The organism is Streptomyces sp. NPDC005963, assembly GCF_040638655.1.
In the GTDB taxonomy this organism is placed as follows: Bacteria; Actinomycetota; Actinomycetes; order Streptomycetales; family Streptomycetaceae; genus Streptomyces.
Genome location: NZ_JBEXVD010000010.1, coordinates 1 through 19,886 on the forward strand (window position 1 = coordinate 1; position 19,886 = coordinate 19,886).

Below are 19,886 nucleotides of genomic sequence, written 5' to 3' on the forward strand. Positions count from 1 at the left end.
GTTGATAGGCCAGATCTGGAAGGCGGGTAACCGCTGGAGGTGACTGGTACTAATAAGCCGAGGGCTTGTCCATAGAGGCTCGCGTCCACTGTGTTGGTTCTGAAACCATAACCATGTCATTGTCTGGTTGGTTTTATAGTGTTTCGGTGGTTATTGCGTTAGGGAAACGCCCGGTTACATTCCGAACCCGGAAGCTAAGCCTTTCAGCGCCGATGGTACTGCAGGGGGGACCCTGTGGGAGAGTAGGACGCCGCCGAACAATTATTGCGAGATGGGCCCTGTACCGTGACGGTACAGGGCCCATTTTGCGTTTCACCCACATTCTCTTCAGCCGGTCCCCGGCTGTCCGGCCGGCGCCATTCCCGGCAGCTTTGCCATTCGTCAGGAGAGCCGCGGACGCGCCACACCCCTGTGGCCTTCACCCTTGTGGCTGAGGCTAAGCTCAGTCAGTAACGTCAGCACGTTCCCACAGGAGGCCCTCGGGTGGAGGTCCAAGAGACCCGCGTTCAGACGGACCGGGTACTCACCATCCCCAACATCCTCAGTATGGCCCGTCTCGCCGGCGTACCGCTCTTCCTGTGGTTGATTCTCCGCCCCGAGTTCGGCGGGCCCAAGAGCGACGGCTGGGCACTGCTGGTGCTCATGCTGAGCGGGATCAGTGACTATCTCGACGGAAAACTGGCCCGACGTTGGAACCAGGTCAGCAAACTCGGCCGACTCCTGGACCCGGCCGCGGACAGGTTGTACATCCTGTCCACTCTTGTCGGTCTTACCTGGCGTGAGATCCTCCCCCTGTGGCTCACCGCCGCCCTTTTGGCCCGTGAACTGATGCTCCTGGTGATGGTCGCAATCCTGAGGCGGCACGGCTATCCACCACCGCAGGTGAACTTCCTCGGCAAGGCCGCGACCTTCAACCTGATGTACGCGTTTCCCCTGCTTCTGCTCAGTGACGGAACCGGATGGCTGGCGTCACTCGCTGCTATTTTCGGATGGGCCTTCGCCGGATGGGGTACAACTCTGTATTGGTGGGCAGGGATGCTGTATGTGGTCCAGGTCCGCCGCCTCGTCAAGGCGGACACAATGGCCGATTGACCTCGTCGATGCGGAGCCGTGCAGTGTGGCCGGCCGCGCATGACGCCAAGAGGGCCTCTTTGGACGAGTGAAGTCGGCTGACCGTCGTCTCTCAAGGAGGACGCTTCCGACATGAAGGCCGTCGTGATGGCCGGTGGCGAAGGCACCCGGCTTCGCCCCATGACTTCGAGCATGCCCAAGCCACTCCTACCGGTTGCCAACAGGCCGATCATGGAGCATGTGCTGAGGCTGCTGAAGCGGCATGGGCTCACCGAGACCGTAGTCACCGTCCAGTTCCTGGCATCGCTGGTGAAGAACTACTTCGGTGACGGAGAAGAGCTCGGAATGGAGCTCACCTACGCCAATGAAGAAAAGCCACTCGGCACCGCGGGCAGTGTGAAGAATGCCGAGGAAGCACTCAAGGACGATGCATTCGTCGTCATCTCAGGTGACGCTCTCACCGACTTCGACCTGACCGACCTCATCGCCTTTCACAAAGAGAAAGGTGCATTGGTCACCGTTTGCTTGACCAGGGTTCCCAACCCGCTGGAATTCGGCATCACCATCGTCGATGAGGGCGGTAAGGTCGAGCGGTTCCTGGAGAAGCCGACCTGGGGACAGGTGTTCTCCGACACGGTGAACACCGGCATCTACGTCATGGAGCCCGAAGTCTTCGACTATGTCGAAGCCGATGTCTCCGTGGACTGGTCAGGAGACGTCTTCCCTCAGCTCATGAAGGAAGGCAAGCCGATTTACGGCTATATCGCCGAGGGCTATTGGGAGGACGTCGGTACCCACGAAAGCTATGTGAAGGCCCAGGCCGATGTGCTGGAGGGCAAGGTCGACGTGGAGATCGACGGCTTCGAGATCTCCCCGGGGGTCTGGGTCGCCGAAGGCGCCGAAGTCCATCCGGACGCCGTGCTGCGAGGTCCTCTCTACATCGGTGACTACGCCAAGGTGGAAGCTGGCGTGGAGATCAGAGAGCACACCGTCGTCGGATCCAACGTGGTCGTGAAGACCGGTGCCTTTCTCCACAGGGCCGTCATCCACGACAACGTGTACATCGGCGAGCACTGCAATCTGCGCGGCTGTGTGATCGGCAAGAACACCGACATCATGCGGGCCGCCCGCATCGAGGACGGCGCGGTCATCGGAGACGAGTGTCTCGTCGGTGAAGAATCGATCGTGCAGGGCAATGTGCGGGTGTACCCGTTCAAGACGATCGAGGCCGGCGCCTTCGTCAACACATCCGTGATCTGGGAGTCGCGCGGTCAGGCGCATCTCTTCGGAGCCAGGGGTGTTTCCGGGATCCTCAACGTGGAGATCACGCCGGAGCTGGCTGTCCGACTGGCCGGTGCGTATGCCACGACGCTCAAGAAGGGGTCCACGGTCACCACGGCCCGTGACCACTCCCGTGGCGCACGAGCGCTCAAACGGGCCATGATCTCGGCACTCCAGGCCAGCGCCATCGACGTGCGGGACCTGGAGAACGTGCCCCTTCCCGTGGCTCGGCAGCAGACCGCTCGCGGTAGCGCGGGCGGAATCATGATCCGTACCTCGCCGGGTGTGCCGGAGTCGGTCGACATCATGTTCTTCGACGAACGGGGTGCCGACCTCTCCCAAGCCGGCCAACGCAAGCTGGACCGGGTGTACGCACGGCAGGAGTACCGGCGGGCCTTCCCCGGTGAGATCGGGGACCTCCACTTCCCCGCGAGCGTCTTCGACTCGTACACCGGCTCGCTGCTGCGCAACGTGGACACTACGGGCGTTGCCGAGTCGGAGTTGAAGGTCGTCGTCGACGCCTCCAACGGTAGTGCCGGGTTGGTGCTTCCGAGTCTCCTGGGCCGGCTGGGAGTCGACGCGCTGACCATCAATCCCGGGCTCAACGAGGCCAGGCCGACCGAGACGACGGAGACACGCCGTGCTGGCCTGGTACGCCTGGGGGAGATCGTGGCGTCCGCCAGGGCTGCCTTCGGCGTGCGGTTCGACCCCGTCGGTGAACGGCTGTCGCTCGTCGACGAGCGCGGTCGGATCATCGAGGATGATCGAGCGCTGTTGGTCCTCCTCGACCTCGTCGCGGCCGAGCGCCGCAGCGGACGGGTGGCCTTGCCCGTGACCACCACACGGATCGCCGAGCAGGTGGCGGCGTACCACGGCACCCAGGTCGAGTGGACGACGACCTCTCCCGACGACCTCACCAGGGTGGGTCGCGAAGACACCACCATCTTCGGCGGGGACGGCCGGGGCGGCTTCATCGTGCCGGAGTTCAGCAGTGTGTTCGACGGGACGGCCGCCCTCGTACGGCTGGTGGGGTTGATCGCCCGCACCCAGCTCACACTGAGCCAGATCGATGACCGCATCCCCCGTGCCCATGTCCTCAAGCGTGATGTCGCCACCCCCTGGGCGGTGAAGGGGCTCGTCATGCGTCGTGTCGTGGAGGCCGCGGGTGAGCGGCACGTGGACACGACGGACGGTGTCCGGGTGGTCGAGACCGACGGGCGATGGGTGATGGTGCTGCCCGATCCGTCGGAGGCCGTCACCCATCTGTGGGCCGAGGGTCCGGACGACGCCTCCGCTCAGGCCCTGCTCAACGAGTGGGCAGCGGTGGTGGATAGCGCAGGTCAGTGATGGTGTGACCGGTATGTCGGGGGCCGCTGGCGGGCGGCCCCCGACGCTTGGGTAGGGCCATTCGGCGGTAGCGCGCATGACGTGCGACGATGTGCGGCATGTCGCAGCAGCCCCCGGTTCGGAGCACCGGCTCTCCACCCGTACGACCGGTGCGTCCCGACGCATCGATGTCGCTGCTGACGAACGTCATGGAGCACAGCCTCGACGACGGTTACGCAGAGGCCGCGGCCCGTAGGGAGGCGGACGGACGGCTGCCCCGGACCCTGCGGGCCAAGCTTGGGCTGGCTGCGGGACTGGTACTCGCCGCCATGGTGGTGACCGTGGGTGCCGCGGAAGCGCGGATAGCGGCGCCCGTGGTGGCCAAGGAGCGCGAGGAACTGATCGACCGCATCGACGAGGAGACGGCGGCCGCGGATGCGCTGGAGCGCGGCGTCGACGAACTCCGCGACGAGGTGGGGGAGCGCCAGCGGAAGGCGCTGAACACCAAGGGGGGCGCGCAGGAGCAGCTGGTCGGCCTGCTCGCCGGGGCGACCGACGTCGAGGGCCCCGGAATCAGCCTGGTCATCGATGACGCCAAGGACACCGCCCAGGGCGGTGGCGGCCCCCGTGAGAGCAGCGGCTTCAGTGATACGGGCCGGGTCCGCGACCGGGACATGCAGCGCATCGTCAACGGCCTGTGGCAGTCGGGCGCCGAGGCGGTGGCCATCAACGGGCAGCGGCTGACCGCCCTGTCCGCCATCCGGGCGGCGGGCGACGCCATACTGGTGGACAACAAGCCTCTGGTGCCGCCCTACACGGTGCTTGCCGTGGGGGAGGGGAAGCGGCTGAACACCACGTTCCAAGACAGCGCGGACGGCCTGTACCTCCATGCGCTGCGGGAGAACTTCAACATCCGCTTCACCATCTCCACCAAGGACGAGGTGCGCCTTCCGGCGGCGCCGAGCCTGATCGTACGCACAGCAGAGCCGAAGTCCGCCGACGCCGAGGGCCGTGGGCAGGGGACGGTAGACACAGGGAAGGGCACATCGTGATCGCCGTACTGGGCCTCGTCGTGGGAGTCGTGGCCGGACTGTTGGTCCGGCCCGAAGTGCCGGCGGTGGTCGAGCCCTATCTACCGATCGCCGTCGTCGCGGCACTGGATGCCGTGTTCGGTGGACTGCGGGCCATGCTTGACGGGATCTTCGTGGACAAGGTCTTCGTCGTGTCCTTCCTGTCCAACGTGGTCGTCGCGGCCCTGATCGTGTTCCTGGGCGACAAGCTCGGTGTGGGTGCACAGCTGTCGACGGGAGTGGTGGTCGTCCTCGGCATCCGGATCTTCTCCAACGCCGCGGCGATCCGACGGCACGTGTTCCGGGCCTGAGGAATGAAGGGCGAAATGAACAGCAACCGCATGCCGCTGCCGGACGAATCGGGCGAGCCGTCGGGGGACGGGACCGGGGCGCCCCGGCCGCCGCGTGAGCCGTCCGAGTTGACCGGACGTCAGCGTCTGATCGCAGGGCTGTGGCCGCCGAGGGTGACCCGCGCGCAACTGACCGTGGCCGTGCTGTTGTTCGTACTCGGCCTCGGGCTGGCGATCCAGGTGCGTTCGACCAATGACGACAGCGCGCTGCGGGGTGCACGGCAAGAGGACCTGGTACGCATCCTCGATGAGTTGGACGACCGCAACCAGCGGCTTGAGGACGAGAAGCAGCGGCTGGAAGCGCAGCGCACGGAGTTGGAGAACAGCTCCGACCGTGCTGAGGAGGCCCGCAAGCAGACCCAGCAGAAGGAGCAGCAACTCGGCATCCTGGCCGGCACCGTTGCGGCACAGGGGCCGGGGATCACCCTGACGATCGAGGACTCCTCCGGTGCGGTGGAGCCCGACATGTTGCTCGACGCGATCCAGGAGTTGCGTGCTGCGGGGGCGGAGGCGATCCAGGTGAATGAGCACAGGGTCGTGGCCGGCTCCTATTTCACCGGTGCGGGTGGTGACATCGAGGTGGACGGGAACCGGATCCGCGCGCCGTACATCTTCAAGGTCATCGGCAAGCCGCAGGATCTGGAGCCGGCTCTCAACATCCCGGGCGGTGTGGTCCAGACCCTGGAGAAGGAGCAGGCCATTGCCACGGTGGCCCGCTCGGAGAAGATCATCGTGGATAGCTTGCGGCCCGCAGAGCGGCCTGACTACGCTCGGTCGTCAGCCCAGTGAGGCGGGGGTGCATAAGGGTCTGGCGGCCAGGGCAAGAGGTCGGCAGGGGCCGGCGTACGGAATATGTGCCGCGTGGTGGAAACTGTCGGACGGGTACGGACGTTGTGATGATGTCCGGGTCGGCAGGTGTGATCATTGAGGGTTCGTCCTGCCCCACGGGCGGGTCTATTTCGGTCAAGGGGAATCGCCCGTGAAGTTGTTTGCGAAGTTGTTCGGCAAGAGCGGACGCGAAGACGGCGGAAACGCCAGGCATCGCGCGCGGCGTCGTGGCCAGGAGGAGGAGCAGAGCGCGGAGCGCCCGCTCTTCCGTGATCAGGTCGCGGGCCCGGGCGGTGGCGTTCCTGGTGGTCAGGGCGAGTCGGTTGACCCTGCCGGTGCCGGCCGCATAGGTTTCGGAGACTCATCGACCTCAAGTTCGGGTGGAGGGTTCCCCTCCGACCCGTATGCGACCAATCCCCATGGGGGACAGCCGCGGCAGGAGGACACGTCCATGTCGGCCGTGACGGTTTGTACGAGGTGTGGGCACCGCAATGCGGCGTCGAGCAGATTCTGCTCCAACTGTGGTGCGCCCCTGCGCGGTGGGGCTCCGGCGGAGCGGCCTTCGGAGACGACGTCGACGATCTCCATCTCGGGGCTGGAAGCCTATGACTCCGAGGTCACCGGACAGACCCAGGTCCCGTCGCTCTCTCCCGAGGCGCAGGCGGCCGTGGACGCGCTTCCCTTCGGTTCGGCGCTCCTGGTGGTGCGTCGGGGGCCGAACTCGGGAAGCCGCTTCCTGCTCGACGGCGAGCTGACCACCGCGGGCCGTCATCCGCAGAGCGACATCTTCCTGGACGACGTGACCGTGTCCCGCCGTCACGTGGAGTTCCGTAGGGGGCCTGACGGCAGTTTCAGCGTCGCCGACGTCGGCAGCCTCAACGGAACCTATGTGAACCGCGAGCGGATCGATTCGGTCTATCTGGCCAACGGAGATGAGGTCCAGATCGGCAAGTACCGACTGGTCTTCTACGCGAACCAGCGGGGCGTGTAACCCGTCAGGGAAGGTCCATGCGAACACCGACGGGTGGTGCCGGTCGCGGCACCGCCACCGCGGGGGATCGGCTGATGAGCATCGGTACGGTGCTCGGTCAGCTGCGTGATGAGTTTCCCGAGGTCACCATCTCCAAGATTCGTTTCTTGGAGGCCGAGGGGCTGGTAGAGCCGCGCCGTACCCCATCCGGGTACCGCAAGTTCAGTCCGGACGACGTGGAGCGACTCGCACAGATCCTGCGGATGCAGCGGGACCACTACCTTCCGTTGAAGGTCATCCGGGAGCATCTGGACGCGGTCGCCCGTGGTGAGCAGCAGCCGCTCCCGGCGCCCGGTCCGCAGCGCGACACGTCGGACGCGCCCTGGGAGGCCCCCAGTGAGCCCCGTACGGCCGCCAGGGTGGGTCGGGCGGAGTTGCTGGCCGCCGCGGGGGTCAGTGAGCAGGAGCTGGCGGAGTGGGAGTCGTACGGGCTGCTCACGCGCGATGGCGACGGAGGGTACGACGCCGAGTCCGTCACGGTGGCGCGGCTGGTGGTCGAGCTGGGCAGATTCGGTCTGGAGCCCCGGCACCTTCGGGCCATGAAGGCCGCGGCTGACCGGGAGGCGTCCTTGGTCGAACAGGTGGTTGCACCCTTGCGGCGGCATCGCAATCCGCAGACCAGAGCACATGCGGAGGCCACCGCGAACGAGCTGGCGACCCTGTCAGTACGGCTGCATGCGGCCCTGATGCGGACGGCCCTCGGGGTGCGTCTCGACTGATCTTGGACGTGCCCGACTACCCAAAGGGGTCGGGCACGTCCTAGGGTTGCTGTGTGAACGAGCTCGACGTTGTGGGTGTCCGGGTGGAAATGCCCTCCAACCAACCGATCGTGCTCCTGCGTGAAGTGGGAGGCGATCGGTACCTCCCCATCTGGATCGGTCCCGGGGAGGCGACCGCCATTGCTTTTGCCCAGCAGGGCATGGCCCCTGCCAGGCCGCTGACGCACGACCTCTTCAAGGACGTGCTGGAGGCGGTGGGGCAGGAGCTGACCGAGGTCCGCATCACCGACCTGCGGGAAGGGGTCTTCTATGCGGAGCTGGTGTTCGCCAGCGGAGTCGAGGTGAGCGCGCGTCCTTCGGACGCCATAGCGCTCGCCCTGCGTACCGGCACGCCGATCTTCGGCAGTGACGGTGTGCTCGACGATGCGGGGATCGCCATTCCCGATGAGCAGGAGGACGAGGTGGAGAAGTTCCGCGAGTTCCTCGACCAGATCTCTCCGGAGGACTTCGGTACCAACAGTCAGTGACGGTTCGTTGGTGACTGTGTGCCGATGAGTGGCGCCGCCAAGGTCTGCTGCGCTTCTCGCGTGATCCTCGGCCCAGAGGGCACGTCGACGCGGCGTTTTGCGGCCATTCGGGTAGCCTTTCCCCGATTTGGGGCATGGGAAACCACTCTCAGGGTGATTATCACTCGGCGTGCCGAGTGTGGCGATCGTTGACGCACCCCTGGTGACTGCCTACCTTTCGAGTGGGCAGGTCAAGGAGGAGGTCGGCGTGAGAAGTAGCGGCGACGGTGCGGTTGGGGGCGCCCTCGGCCGACGTCTGGGGGAGAGCGGACCGTATCCGCTCCAGGAGAGCGCGTCGGAGTCATCGGCGGAGACCATCGGCTACCGGGGACCGACCGCGTGCGCGGCGGCCGGCATCACCTATCGACAACTCGACTACTGGGCGCGCACCGGCCTGGTCGAGCCCAGCGTCCGGGCGTCGCACGGGTCGGGCACCCAGCGGCTCTACAGCTTCCGTGACGTGGTCACCCTCAAGATCGTCAAGCGTTTCCTGGACACGGGCTTGGCCCTCCAGAACATCCGCGCCGCCGTTCGCCACCTGCGTACCCGCGGGGTGGGCGACCTGGAGCGCATGACGTTGATGAGCGACGGTGCGACGGTCTACGAATGCTCTTCGCCGGACGAGGTCGTCGACCTCCTCCAGGGCGGTCAGGGGATCTTCGGCATCGCCGTGGGCGTCGTGTGGCGTGACGTCGAGACGGCCCTGTCACAGTTGCACGGTGAGCGGATCGACACGGGCGAGACCCTCGTCGGCAACCATCCGATGGACGAGTTGGCCCGACGCAGACGGGACCGGGCGGTATAGATCGCCCCGCCCTGACGGCGAGCTGCGGTGCTGCCCGACGCCTTTGTCACAGGCGTGAGGCAGCATCGGAGATGTGAGATCCGTTCCGACGATCCTCCACCTCGACATGGACGCCTTCTATGCGGCAGTGGAGCAGGCGTCCAAGCCCAGTCTGCGCGGAAAGCCCGTGATCGTCGGCGGGCTCGGGCCGCGCGGGGTCGTGGCCACCGCTTCGTACGAAGCACGCCGCTTCGGCGTGCACTCGGCGATGCCCATGGCGTACGCCCGGCGGCTCGCTCCGAACGCCGCGTATCTGGTGCCCCGGTTCTCCCTCTACCGTGCGGTCAGCGAGCAGGTCATGGAGCTCTTGGGGAGGCTGTCCCCGCTGGTGGAGCCGCTGAGCCTGGACGAGGCGTTCGTCGATCTGGAGGCCGGGGGCACCGCCGACGACTCTCGATCCGCACGGGCGGCGGGTGAGTCACTGCGCGCGGACATCCTCGCGGCGACGGGCCTGACCTCATCGGTGGGGCTCGCGGGCTCCAAGATGCTGGCGAAGATCGGTTCGGAGCAGGCCAAACCGAACGGCCTGGTCCTGATAGAGCCGGGCACCGAGCGGGAGCTGTTGGGCCCCCTGCCGGTGCGGACACTGCCCGGGGTCGGGCCGGCGACCGGTGAGCATCTGCGCCGGGCGGGGATCACGATCTGTTCCGAACTCGCCGCGGCGGGTGAGGACGAACTGGTACGGCTGCTGGGCAAGGCGCACGGTTCGGCACTCCATCGGATGGCCCTGGGGCACGACGATCGACCCGTGGTCGCCGAGAGGGACGCCAAATCGGTGTCGGTGGAGGACACCTTCGACGTGGACCTGCACGACCGGACCAGGATCAGGGCCGAGGTGGAGAGGCTCGCCGAACGCTGTGTGGTGCGGTTGAGAGCGTCCGGGCACTCAGGGCGCACCATCGTGTTGAAGGTCCGGCGCTACGACTTCTCCACGTTGACCAGGTCGGAGACGCTACGGGGACCGACCGACGATCCGGCCGTGGTGCGGGAGGCGGCCGGCCGTCTGCTGGAAGCGGTGGACACGACGGGTGGGGTGCGGCTGCTGGGGGTGGGGGTGAGCGGACTCGCCGACTACACCCAGGAGGATCTGTTCGCCCAGGCGGCCACCGCTCGGGAGGAGCGGGAACGGGAGGAGAGCGACGCGCCGCCGGTGCCGACGGTCCCCAGCAGCACGGGGCGGGTGCCCTTCGAGCAGTCGGGCGGGGGTTCGGCCACGTCCGTACCGCCGGATGGGTCGTCGGCTTCTGGTGGTTCGGCGAGCGGGACGTCCGGGAGCGGAGCTGCCGAGGGCGCGGGTCCTCGGGGGACCGAAGAGTCCGGGGTGGCTGTGCGGGCGACGCAGGAGCTCGCCGACCGTCGCTGGCAGGCCGGTCACGATGTGCACCACTCCGAGCACGGGCCGGGATGGGTGCAGGGGAGTGGTCTGGGCCGGGTCACCGTGCGGTTCGAGCAACCGGGCTCGCCTCCGGGGCGCGTCCGTACGTTCCGGGTGGACGATCCGGACCTGGTGCAGGCCGAGCCCCTGCCCCTGGTCGCCATCGGGCGGGCGGGCGAGCGGGGCGGCTCCGGTCGAACCGATCAGGTCCCCTCGTCCTCACGGCCCGCGATACGGCCGAATGAGCGATCGGGCGGGGGCTTCTCTCCGGCCGGATCGGACGGGGCGGCGGGTGTCTCCGGTGCCGAGGAGAGTTCGAGCCCGTAGTGGTGGTAGAGCTGGAGCTCCTGTTCGGGCGAGAGGTGCCGGCCCACACCAAAATCCGGTGCGTCCTTGATCAGGGACCGCTCGTAGGGCACCTGGAGGACGTCGTCGGCGAAGGTGCTCGGCTCCAGCGGGACAAAGGCGTCCCTGCTGAAGAGCCCGGTGCGTACGGCCGCCCATTCGGGTGCACCGGTGGCGTCGTCGAGGTACACCTCGTCCACCGTCCCGATCTTGGCACCGTTGCGGTCAAACGCCTTGCGGCCGATCAGGCTGCGCGGATCGATATCGGTCTGCACGAGTCCTCCATATGTTGGCAAACTGCTGCATGAGCCGCTAAAAAATACGAAAGTGCACAAAGTCGGTGTCGGCCACTTGAGCGATTGCCGAGAAGGCGCGCTGGTAGGCTGACTAGCGGCTGCTGACCCCGTGCGGGAGAGTCCACCGGAAGGACGACGGTGGCGCCGAAGGAGCAAATCCTCCCCGGAATCTCTCAGGCACCTGTACCGCACGGACGAGGTCACTCTGGAAAGCAGGGCGGGCGTCGGACGGCATCCGCTCTCACCGACGGTGAAAGCCGGAACGCTGCTGTTCGGCGATCCGGTGAAACTCTCAGGTTGAGATGACAGAGGGGGAGGCCGTCCAGGGCATCTTCGTGATGCCCCTCGCAGGTCGCGTCAGACCAGGAGGCCTCCTACATGACCGCCAACCGCACGCCGCTCGCCCAGCTGGAGCGAGGCACCCCCTTCGAGCAGCGCCACATCGGACCGGACTCAGAGGCCCAGGCCAAGATGTTGGCGCAGGTGGGATACGGCTCGCTGGACGAGTTGACCGCCGCAGCCGTCCCCGAGGTGATCAAGAGCACGGAGGCGCTCGCCCTGCCCGACGGGCGGTCCGAGGCCGAGGTGCTGAGCGAGTTGCGCACCCTCGCCGAGCGCAACAAGGTGCTGGCGCCGATGATCGGCCTCGGCTACTACGGCACCTTCACTCCGCCGGTCATCCTCCGTAACGTCATGGAGAACCCCTCCTGGTACACCGCGTACACGCCGTACCAGCCCGAGATCTCCCAGGGGCGGCTCGAAGCCCTGCTGAACTTCCAGACCACCGTCGCCGATCTGACGGGTCTGCCCACCTCCGGCGCCTCCCTCCTTGACGAGGGCACGGCAGCCGCCGAGGCCATGTCCCTCGCCCGCCGGGTCGGCAGGGTCAAGGGCGGTGTCTTCCTGGTCGACACCGATGTCCTGCCCCAGACCCTCGCGGTGATCCAGACCCGTGCCGAGCCGACCGGCGTCGAGGTCGTCACCGCAGACCTCGGCGACGGGATCCCCGCCGCCATCGCCGAGCGCGGCGTCTTCGGCGTACTCCTCCAGTACCCGGGCGCGTCCGGAGCCGTGCGCGACCTCGCGCCGGTCATCGAGCAGGCCCACGGCCTCGGCGCGATCGTCACCGTCGCCGCCGACCTCCTCGCCCTCACGCTGCTCACCCCGCCCGGCGAACTCGGCGCCGACATCGCCGTCGGCACCACCCAGCGCTTCGGCGTCCCCATGGGCTTCGGCGGACCGCACGCCGGCTACATGGCCGTACGCGAGAAGTTCGCGCGCAGCCTGCCCGGGCGCCTCGTGGGAGTCTCCGTCGACGCGGACGGCAACAAGGCGTACCGACTCGCACTCCAGACCCGTGAGCAGCACATTCGCCGCGAGAAGGCCACCAGCAACATCTGTACCGCCCAGGTGCTGCTGGCCGTCATGGCCGGCATGTACGCGGTGTACCACGGCCCGGACGGACTGCGGGCGATCGCCCGCAGGACCCACCGCTACGCCACGCTCCTCGCCGAAGGGCTGACGGCCGGCGGCGTCGAGATCGTCCACGGCAGCTATTTCGACACCCTGACCGTACGGGTGCCGGGTCGCGCCGGAGCGGTCGTCTCCGCGGCGCGCGAAGACGGGGTCAACCTCCACCTCGTCGACGACTCCCACGTCTCCATCGCCTGCGACGAGACCACCACCCGCAGCAATATCGTCGCCGTCTGGGCCGCCTTCGGCGTCGAGGCGGACATCGACGCCCTCGACGCGGTCACCGCGGAAGCCCTGCCCCAGGCGCTGCTGCGCGGCAGTGACTTCCTCACCCACCCGGTCTTCCACCAGCACCGTTCCGAGACCGCGATGCTGCGCTATCTGCGTCGGCTCGCCGACCGCGACTACGCCCTGGACCGGGGCATGATCCCGCTCGGCTCCTGCACCATGAAGCTCAACGCCACCACCGAGATGGAGCCGGTCACCTGGCCCGAGTTCGGGCAGATCCACCCCTTCGCCCCCGTCGAGCAGGCCGCGGGCTACCTCACGCTGATCCGCGAGTTGGAAGAGCGCCTGGCCGAGGTCACCGGCTACGACAAGGTGTCCATCCAGCCCAACGCGGGTTCTCAGGGCGAACTGGCCGGGCTGCTCGCGGTCCGCGCCTACCACCGGGCGAACGGCGACGAGCAGCGCACGGTCTGTCTGATCCCCTCGTCCGCCCATGGCACCAACGCGGCGAGCGCCGTGATGGCGGGCATGAAGGTCGTCGTGGTCAAGACCGCGGACGACGGTGAGATCGACGTTGCGGACCTCCGCGCGAAGATCGAGCAGTACCGCGACGAACTGTCCGTACTGATGATCACCTACCCGTCCACCCACGGGGTGTTCGAGGAGCACGTCGCCGACATCTGCGCGCAGGTCCACGCGGCCGGCGGTCAGGTGTACGTCGACGGCGCCAACCTCAATGCGTTGGTGGGGCTCGCCAAGCCCGGAGAGTTCGGCGGCGACGTGTCGCACCTGAACCTGCACAAGACCTTCTGCATCCCGCACGGCGGCGGCGGCCCCGGCGTGGGACCGGTCGCCGTCCGCTCGCACCTGGCCCCCTACCTGCCGAACCACCCGCTCCAGCCGACCGCCGGCCCCGAGACGGGAGTGGGCCCGATCTCCGCTGCGCCGTGGGGTTCGGCCGGAATCCTGCCGATCTCCTGGGCGTACGTGCGGCTGATGGGTGGCGAGGGTCTCAAGCGCGCGACGCAGGTCGCCGTGCTCGCGGCCAACTACATCGCCAAGCGGCTGGAGCCGCACTACCCCGTGCTCTACACCGGGCCGGCCGGACTCGTGGCCCACGAGTGCATCGTGGACCTCCGTCCGCTGTCGAAGGCGACCGGGGTCAGCGTCGACGACATCGCCAAGCGGCTGATCGACTACGGCTTCCACGCCCCGACGATGTCCTTCCCGGTCGCCGGCACCCTGATGATCGAGCCCACCGAGAGCGAAGACCTGAGCGAGATCGACCGTTTCTGCGCTGCGATGATCGCCATTCGTGGCGAGATCGAAAAGGTCGCGGCGGGTGAGTGGCCGGCCGATGACAACCCGCTGTGCAACGCCCCGCACACGGCGGCTGCGCTCGGCGGCGCGTGGGAGCACGCCTACAGCCGTGACGAAGCGGTCTTCCCCGCCGGCGTGAGCGCGGCTGACAAGTACTGGCCGCCGGTCCGACGGATCGACGGTGCGTTCGGTGACCGCAACCTGGTCTGCTCCTGCCCGCCGCTGGACGAGTACGACGCCTGAGTCCCGTGAGGACAGAGGTCGGGGCCGGTTCGGAGGAGATGTCCTCCGGCCGGCCCCGGTCGTTCGGCGGGTACGGGCAGCCTGTGCACGTACGCGATGGTGAGGTTACGTTGCGTCGCTCCTACCGTGGGGCGGTGGGCCCCGCGGCGAACGCCGTCGGACGTGCGGCGGCTCAGGCGGCCGTCCTCGACTGGCGCTTCGGCGCGATGATCTGGCCGTCGGGCAGCAGCTCACCGGTGTCCTCGAAGAGGAGCACGCCATTGCACAGCAGGCTCCAGCCCTGTTCGGGATGGTGCGCGACGAGGCGCGCCGCGTCCCTGTCGGCTGAGTCGGGTGTTGGGCAGGGTGGCTGATGCTGGCACATGGGCGGGATCTTTCGCTTTGTTGTGGTGACTGTCCTGCGGCTCGATGAGGTGTTCATGGCCGCCCCCGTATCTGTCGGTCCGTTCCCAGTGTTGCCCCACGGACGAGAATCCGCAGGGATTTCGCGGCAGCTCGTCTTACTGGTTAAGGACGTATCACCCAGCCGGACGGTTCAGCCCAACTCCATTGTCCTTCTGGGTGGTTCAGGGTGGCCGGTACGGGCTAGTCCGGACGGAGCAGAAAGCGCCCCGCGACCATACGGTCACGGGGCGCTCACGGTTGTTCCGGCCATCCTCCTCAGGAGCCGCTCCTTCGGGTCATGCCGGTGATCCCAGCAGTGGCGGAGCGGTGAGCCGCAGGGTCATCACCGGAAGCAGATCGCAGACCTGGTGTGCTCGGTGGGCCGTGATCCCCGGCGGTGCCGGAGCAAGGGGAACCAGGACGTCCGTGGGGCGGAGTGCGCCTGACGAGGCGTCCGCATCGGTGTCCCCGTGCAGCCACAGCGTGAGCATGTAGAGCGCGGGGATGGAGAGCAGTCGGGGCTGGAAGGGCAGGAGGAGCGACTCCGCCTGTTGGAGCGCCCGTTCGGTCGAGCTGATGTAGGGGCCTTCGAAGAAGTGCGAGAACGCCCAGCCGTCCGGGGTGAGTCGCGTTTCGGCGGCGGCGACGTACCGCTCGTCGGCACGGATCAACACCCGCCATCCGGTGAGACGGGTGCCGGGGGTGGGGGAGTTCGGGTCGATCCGGTCGAGGACATGGACGGGAAGTGGTGACTCGGGGCTCACCGGTCCCTGGACGGACCGGAGGGCCGGGGTGCGATTCTCGCTGACGGCGGCGGGGGAGCCGAGTGCCGCGAGGACGCTGCGCAGGACAGGCGCGGGGGCCGGGAGGGCATGCAGCGGCATGGTGGGTCGCCTCTCACTTGGGAGACACGGCGGAGCATGGGAGGTGCGGACAGCGCTGTCGGCGTGCGGAGCCAGAGGGGCTAGGGGTCAGAGGGGGAACAGGGGCCGTACGGCACCCGGTGCCAACTCTCTGCCTCGATTACGGAGTTTATACGACACGTGTTCACACGGTGATTCCGCTAGCGGCTGTGCATAGGGCCTGCAAGGCGCTTCCCGGACTATTTATCCGTATGAATCAGCAGGATTTTCGCGGGGAAATCCGCCGGGCCTGGGCATTCTTCGGGGCGCCGGTAGGCCGAAAATCGGCAGGGATCGTGAAGGGCTGCGTCCCGTATCGAGTAACGAATAGGTGCATACGCCACCATCCCGAGCCCCCGGCCCAAGAGGCCACCCGCGTCACACTACCGGTCCCTGGGTGTCATCGCCGCGTTATAGATCAGTCAGTCTGGGCATTATCGTCCGAGACGCGAGCGACGGATGCCGCGCGATGCCCAGTCGAGGAGGGACGCTTCGATGGGGGAGAAGGTCGTGGCCGGCGGTTTTGAGCTCTCCGATCGTCATGAGTACCGACGAAAGCTCCAACAGTGCCTGACGGCGCTCGGGCGACTACTCGATGAGCAACGGTTCGACCGGCCCAAGAATCTGATGGGTCTGGAGATAGAGCTGAACCTCGTCGGCTCCGACGGTCTGCCCCGGATGATGAATGCAGAGGTGCTGGAGCGCATCGCCAGCCAGGACTTCCAGACCGAGCTGGGAATGTTCAACCTGGAAGTCAACATCGTGCCCCACCGCCTCGGAGGCCGCGTCCTCGACCAGCTCGCCGAGGAACTGCGGACGGGACTCGCGTATGCGCACCGCAAGGCCGACGAGGTCGGCGCCGGGATCGTGATGATCGGCATCCTGCCCACCCTCGAACAGGACGATCTGGTCTCCGCCAATCTCTCGGACGTCCGGCGCTACACGATGCTCAACGAGCAGATCGTCACCGCACGCGGTGAGGCGTTCGAGCTCGATATCGCTGGAGTGGAGCATCTGACCTGTACTTCTGCCTCCATCGCGCCCGAAGCGGCGTGTACGTCGGTGCAGTTGCACCTCCAGGTGACCCCGGGCCGATTCGCCGATGTGTGGAACGCGGCACAGGCGGTGGCGGCCGTGCAGATCGCGGTCGGCGCCAATTCTCCCTTTCTCTTCGGCAAGGAGCTGTGGCGGGAATCGAGGCCGCCCCTCTTCCAACAGGCCACCGATACCCGGCCGCCCGAACTACAGGCCCAGGGAGTGCGGCCCCGTACCTGGTTCGGTGAGCGCTGGGTGAGTTCGGCCTATGAGCTCTTCGAGGAGAACCTGCGCTACTTTCCGGCGCTCCTGCCCATCTGCGACGAAGAAGAGGACCCCCTGCGGGTCATCGATGACGGAGGTGTTCCTGGTCTACAGGAACTCGTCCTCCACAACGGCACGGTCTATCGCTGGAATCGCCCGGTCTATTCGGTAGCGGACGGAGTTCCCCATCTGCGGGTGGAGAACCGCGTGCTGCCCGCCGGCCCCACGGTCACCGATGTGATCGCCAATGCCGCCTTCTACTACGGGCTGGTGCGGGCGCTGTCCGAGGATTCCCGCCCGGTGTGGACCCGTCTGCCGTTCGCCACCGCTGCGGCGAACTTCGACACCGCGTGCCGCCAGGGCATCGAAGCCACGGTGCAGTGGCCGCGGTCGGGTCGTACCGGCGGCATGGCAGAGGTGCCCGTCGTCACGCTCGTCCGCGATGAACTGCTGCCGCTGGCCGCCGCGGGGCTCGACGCCTGGGGCATCGAGCCCGCGGATCGGGACCACTACCTCGGGGTGATCGAGGAGCGGTGCCGGCGGCGGGTGAACGGCGCGTCCTGGCAGGCCGACACCTTTCACCGGGCGCTGGACGCCGGGCTCGGCCGGGACGCAGCGCTCGCGGCGACCACCCGTCGCTACAGCGAGTTGATGCACGAGGGCGAGCCCGTCCACACCTGGCCCGTCGGATTTCCGGGGCAGGGCCGCTGAGTTCCGTACCCTGCGGAGCCCTCCCGGTCAGCCTCCGTCGGCGTCGACGGATCGCCCCACGGCCGTGATCGCCTTCAGGATCACTCCTTGGATCTCGCCCGGATCGCTGACCTGGTAGCCGTTGCCACCGGTCACCCGGGCGATCGTGTCCAGTTCCTCCTCGTCGGCTGACGGCCCGATGGCGATGGCGATCAGCGGCACCGGCCGTTTGGCGTCTGTGACCTCCTTGAGCTGGGAGATCAGCGAACTCCGGGAGATGCTGAACCGATCCTGGTTGGCTCCGTCGGTCAGGATGATCAGGGCGTTGAACTTCCCCGGCACATAGCCCGCCTGCGCCGACTTGTAAGCGGCGAGCGTGGAGTCGTACAACCCGGTCGCACCGTTCGGGACGGCCTTCAGCGCCTGGAACGCCTCCGAGAGTCGGGTCCGCTGGGTGCGCTCGCCCCGCACGGTCGCGCCGAGCCGGGCGGTGGGCACCAGTTCGCGGTAGTCGTGGGGGCCGTTGAGCCCGGTGGCGAACTCCCAGAGCCCGATCTCGTCCTCCTGGCTGAACTGGTCGATCACCTGTGAGAGCGCGGCCTTGGTGGCTTCGAGTCGGGACTCGACGCGGTCAGGGACCGCGGACAGCATCGATCCCGAGACGTCGACGACCGTCGTCAGTCGGGCGCTGCGGACGGTGATGGTCCACATGCCCAACATCTCCTGGAGCAGGTCCAGCGACACCGAGTCGGCGCTGGTTGCCGGGCGGGCGTACGGCTGGGGTGGCCGGCCGCCCGCCGTGTGCACGAGGACCTCGGGTGCCCTGCCCGTGGGCGGGCGGAAGCCGTGGGCGGTGAGGTCACGCAGGGAGACGTCGTCGCCCAGCAGCGCCAGGAACCGGGTGGCGGCCCGTCCTTCGTTCACGCTCAGGTCCGTCACGTCGACCAGGTGGTAGGGATAGTCGAGGCGGAGCATGCGGTCCGTCGGATAGAAGAGGTCGAGGTCGTCCTTGTCTCCGGCGGAGAAGTTGTGGGTGAACGCGGCCTGCTCGGACAGGAACACCGCCTCGTTGCGCGAGCTTCCGGGCGCGGAGAGCGTGCGCAGGATCTGGGAGTCCGCGGGCGCCAGCCGTTGCGCGAGCAGCCGGGCGGTGGCGGCGATCCTGGCGTCGGCGTCCGGGAGGTCCGGCCCCGGCGGTCGGACCTGTGTGGCCGGGCGGCTGGGGGCCGGCTCTTCGTCACGTGTCGCGGATCCGCTCGGCCGGGGCTGCTTCGCCCGATCCGTGGTGCTCGGATTCGGTGTCGGCCGCACCGAGCGGCGGGGCGAGGGAGATCGAACCGGGTCCTTGGACTTGGCCGCCGCGCTGGGATTCGCGGTTCGGGCCGGCCGGTCGGTGCCGTTTCGTTCCTCCCAGGCGAGGTCGCCGCTTTCCCGGGCGTACGAGGACGCGACCCCCGCGAGCGCCAAGAGGCCGGTGGCGCTGTGGGTGGGATCTGCGGTGCCCAGGTGCACCGATTCGGAGGCCGTGGTGGCCGTCGCCAACTGCGCCCAGGTGTAGGTCTTGCCGGGCCAGCCGAGCCAACTGCCCGCGGAACGGTCCGTGGCCACGCCGATGGGGGAGACGGCGACTTCGCCCGCTTGCGTCAGTGATACGCCCCGTCCCGAGGAGGTGGCCTGCCGGGCCCACACGTCGGAGTCGGGCAGCCAGACCTCGTACACGGGTTCGCTGTCGTGGTGGGAGAGTTCCTTCGCCACCTCGTAGTTCTCGCGCGCGTGGACCCTCACGTCCATGCACTGGCCGTCGGAGGTGATCTCCTCCTTGTGAACGCGGGCGGCTGCCGCGCGGACGACCGGGGCGATGTCGGGGGAGACGGCGACGTCCAGTTGTACGGCGGAGTCTTCGCAGGAACGGCCGAACGGCGGCAGTCCGGTGTAGGCGGCGATGCCCGTACCCGCCGCGAGCGTGAGGACGAGTGCGGTGGCCATCACCACCCGACGGCGTCGGGAGCGAGGTCCCGTGCCGCCCGTGCCACCGGCCCCGGAATCGGGCAGGGTGTGACGTTCCATGCGATGGTGCCCTCCTTGAAAGATGAACAAGGAAACGGCGCGGCGTCACATGGTGACGCAGACCCCCCGGCCTGTCGCGATCTTCGTACTCGCATTCGAGACCATAGCGGGGTGAGGATGCGCATGAGGCTGGAATGGACAACTGGAGGCACGGGTGCACACGGAGGCGGGACGAGTGG

General features: G+C 67.6%; 15 protein-coding genes, 1 rRNA gene, 1 pseudogene and 1 riboswitch. Of the genes and pseudogenes, 13 read left to right on the forward strand and 4 right to left on the reverse strand.

Features of this window, described 5'->3' with window-relative positions; translation table 11 throughout:
- Positions 1–142 precede the first annotated feature (142 nt).
- From rrf to ABZ348_RS16005, 11 genes and pseudogenes are all read left to right on the forward strand, one after another.
- Positions 143–259 (forward strand): 5S ribosomal RNA (gene rrf / locus ABZ348_RS15955).
- Positions 260–483: 224 nt separating this feature from the next.
- Positions 484–1,092: a CDP-alcohol phosphatidyltransferase family protein gene (locus tag ABZ348_RS15960; RefSeq protein WP_329015658.1), complete on the forward strand. Its 609-nt coding sequence runs from the start codon at positions 484–486 to the stop codon at positions 1,090–1,092.
- 111 nt (positions 1,093–1,203) lie between these two features.
- Complete coding sequence (locus ABZ348_RS15965; RefSeq protein WP_358933354.1) at positions 1,204–3,699, forward strand: mannose-1-phosphate guanyltransferase; 2,496 nt, start codon at positions 1,204–1,206, stop codon at positions 3,697–3,699.
- A gap of 98 nt (positions 3,700–3,797) precedes the next feature.
- Complete coding sequence (locus ABZ348_RS15970; RefSeq protein WP_358933356.1) at positions 3,798–4,730, forward strand: DUF881 domain-containing protein; 933 nt, start codon at positions 3,798–3,800, stop codon at positions 4,728–4,730.
- Positions 4,727–5,059, forward strand: a complete 333-nt coding sequence (locus ABZ348_RS15975) for a small basic family protein (RefSeq protein WP_006376801.1) — start codon at positions 4,727–4,729, stop codon at positions 5,057–5,059. The genes ABZ348_RS15970 and ABZ348_RS15975 overlap by 4 nt, the downstream gene beginning before the upstream one ends.
- Positions 5,060–5,074: 15 nt before the next feature.
- Positions 5,075–5,887 (forward strand): DUF881 domain-containing protein, encoded by an 813-nt coding sequence (locus ABZ348_RS15980; RefSeq protein WP_358933357.1) that lies wholly within the window; start codon positions 5,075–5,077, stop codon positions 5,885–5,887.
- 148 nt (positions 5,888–6,035) lie between these two features.
- Positions 6,036–6,917: an FHA domain-containing protein gene (locus ABZ348_RS15985; RefSeq protein ID WP_358933697.1), complete on the forward strand. Its 882-nt coding sequence runs from the start codon at positions 6,036–6,038 to the stop codon at positions 6,915–6,917.
- 17 nt (positions 6,918–6,934) lie between these two features.
- Positions 6,935–7,675: a MerR family transcriptional regulator gene (locus ABZ348_RS15990; protein WP_358933359.1), complete on the forward strand. Its 741-nt coding sequence runs from the start codon at positions 6,935–6,937 to the stop codon at positions 7,673–7,675.
- Positions 7,676–7,728: 53 nt separating this feature from the next.
- On the forward strand, positions 7,729–8,202 hold the full coding sequence (locus ABZ348_RS15995) for a bifunctional nuclease family protein (RefSeq protein WP_005475662.1): 474 nt from the start codon (positions 7,729–7,731) through the stop codon (positions 8,200–8,202).
- A gap of 247 nt (positions 8,203–8,449) precedes the next feature.
- Positions 8,450–9,046 carry a MerR family transcriptional regulator gene (locus ABZ348_RS16000; protein WP_358933361.1) on the forward strand — a complete coding sequence of 199 codons (597 nt, stop codon included), beginning with the start codon at positions 8,450–8,452 and terminating at the stop codon, positions 9,044–9,046.
- A gap of 73 nt (positions 9,047–9,119) precedes the next feature.
- Positions 9,120–10,619, forward strand: a pseudogene (locus ABZ348_RS16005) (DNA polymerase IV); the annotation flags it as partial.
- A 44-nt stretch (positions 10,620–10,663) separates the two neighbouring features.
- On the opposite strand, the gene ABZ348_RS16010 reads toward ABZ348_RS16005, so the two are convergent.
- Positions 10,664–11,080, reverse strand: a complete 417-nt coding sequence (locus ABZ348_RS16010; protein ID WP_358933363.1) for a PRC-barrel domain-containing protein — start codon at positions 11,078–11,080, stop codon at positions 10,664–10,666.
- Between the two features lie 123 nt (positions 11,081–11,203).
- Positions 11,204–11,300: riboswitch (glycine riboswitch) on the forward strand.
- Between the two features lie 179 nt (positions 11,301–11,479).
- On the opposite strand from ABZ348_RS16010, the gene gcvP reads away from it, so the two are divergent.
- Positions 11,480–14,365, forward strand: coding sequence for an aminomethyl-transferring glycine dehydrogenase (gene gcvP / locus ABZ348_RS16015; protein WP_358933365.1), 2,886 nt, complete (start codon positions 11,480–11,482; stop codon positions 14,363–14,365).
- 172 nt (positions 14,366–14,537) lie between these two features.
- Here gcvP and ABZ348_RS16020 read toward each other — a convergent pair whose 3' ends face one another.
- Complete coding sequence (locus ABZ348_RS16020) at positions 14,538–14,729, reverse strand: DUF5999 family protein (protein ID WP_358933367.1); 192 nt, start codon at positions 14,727–14,729, stop codon at positions 14,538–14,540.
- A 316-nt stretch (positions 14,730–15,045) separates the two neighbouring features.
- The gene (locus ABZ348_RS16025; RefSeq protein WP_358933368.1) at positions 15,046–15,633 is read right to left on the reverse strand and encodes a hypothetical protein; all 588 of its coding nucleotides are present in this window, start codon (positions 15,631–15,633) and stop codon (positions 15,046–15,048) included.
- A 513-nt stretch (positions 15,634–16,146) separates the two neighbouring features.
- Between ABZ348_RS16025 and ABZ348_RS16030 the strand changes: the two genes are divergently transcribed.
- A complete protein-coding gene (locus ABZ348_RS16030) occupies positions 16,147–17,661 on the forward strand; it encodes a glutamate-cysteine ligase family protein (RefSeq protein ID WP_358933370.1) in 1,515 nt (504 codons plus the stop codon).
- Positions 17,662–17,688: 27 nt separating this feature from the next.
- Here the strand turns inward: ABZ348_RS16030 and ABZ348_RS16035 are convergent, their stop codons facing one another.
- Complete coding sequence (locus ABZ348_RS16035) at positions 17,689–19,707, reverse strand: VWA domain-containing protein (RefSeq protein WP_358933372.1); 2,019 nt, start codon at positions 19,705–19,707, stop codon at positions 17,689–17,691.
- Between the last annotated feature and the right edge of the window lie 179 nt (positions 19,708–19,886).

Excerpts from the sequence above, each read along its gene's own strand:
- ABZ348_RS15970 (WP_358933356.1), top strand. The coding sequence starts at position 3,798 with ATGTCGCAGCAGCCCCCGGTTCGGAGCACCGGCTCTCCACCCGTACGA.
- ABZ348_RS15990 (WP_358933359.1), top strand. The coding sequence starts at position 6,935 with ATGCGAACACCGACGGGTGGTGCCGGTCGCGGCACCGCCACCGCGGGG.
- ABZ348_RS16035 (WP_358933372.1), bottom strand. The coding sequence starts at position 19,707 with ATGGAACGTCACACCCTGCCCGATTCCGGGGCCGGTGGCACGGGCGGC.
- ABZ348_RS15980 (WP_358933357.1), top strand. The coding sequence starts at position 5,075 with ATGAACAGCAACCGCATGCCGCTGCCGGACGAATCGGGCGAGCCGTCG.
- ABZ348_RS16030 (WP_358933370.1), top strand. The coding sequence starts at position 16,147 with ATGGGGGAGAAGGTCGTGGCCGGCGGTTTTGAGCTCTCCGATCGTCAT.
- ABZ348_RS15965 (WP_358933354.1), top strand. The coding sequence starts at position 1,204 with ATGAAGGCCGTCGTGATGGCCGGTGGCGAAGGCACCCGGCTTCGCCCC.
- gcvP (WP_358933365.1), top strand. The coding sequence starts at position 11,480 with ATGACCGCCAACCGCACGCCGCTCGCCCAGCTGGAGCGAGGCACCCCC.
- ABZ348_RS16025 (WP_358933368.1), bottom strand. The coding sequence starts at position 15,633 with ATGCCGCTGCATGCCCTCCCGGCCCCCGCGCCTGTCCTGCGCAGCGTC.
- ABZ348_RS16020 (WP_358933367.1), bottom strand. The coding sequence starts at position 14,729 with ATGTGCCAGCATCAGCCACCCTGCCCAACACCCGACTCAGCCGACAGG.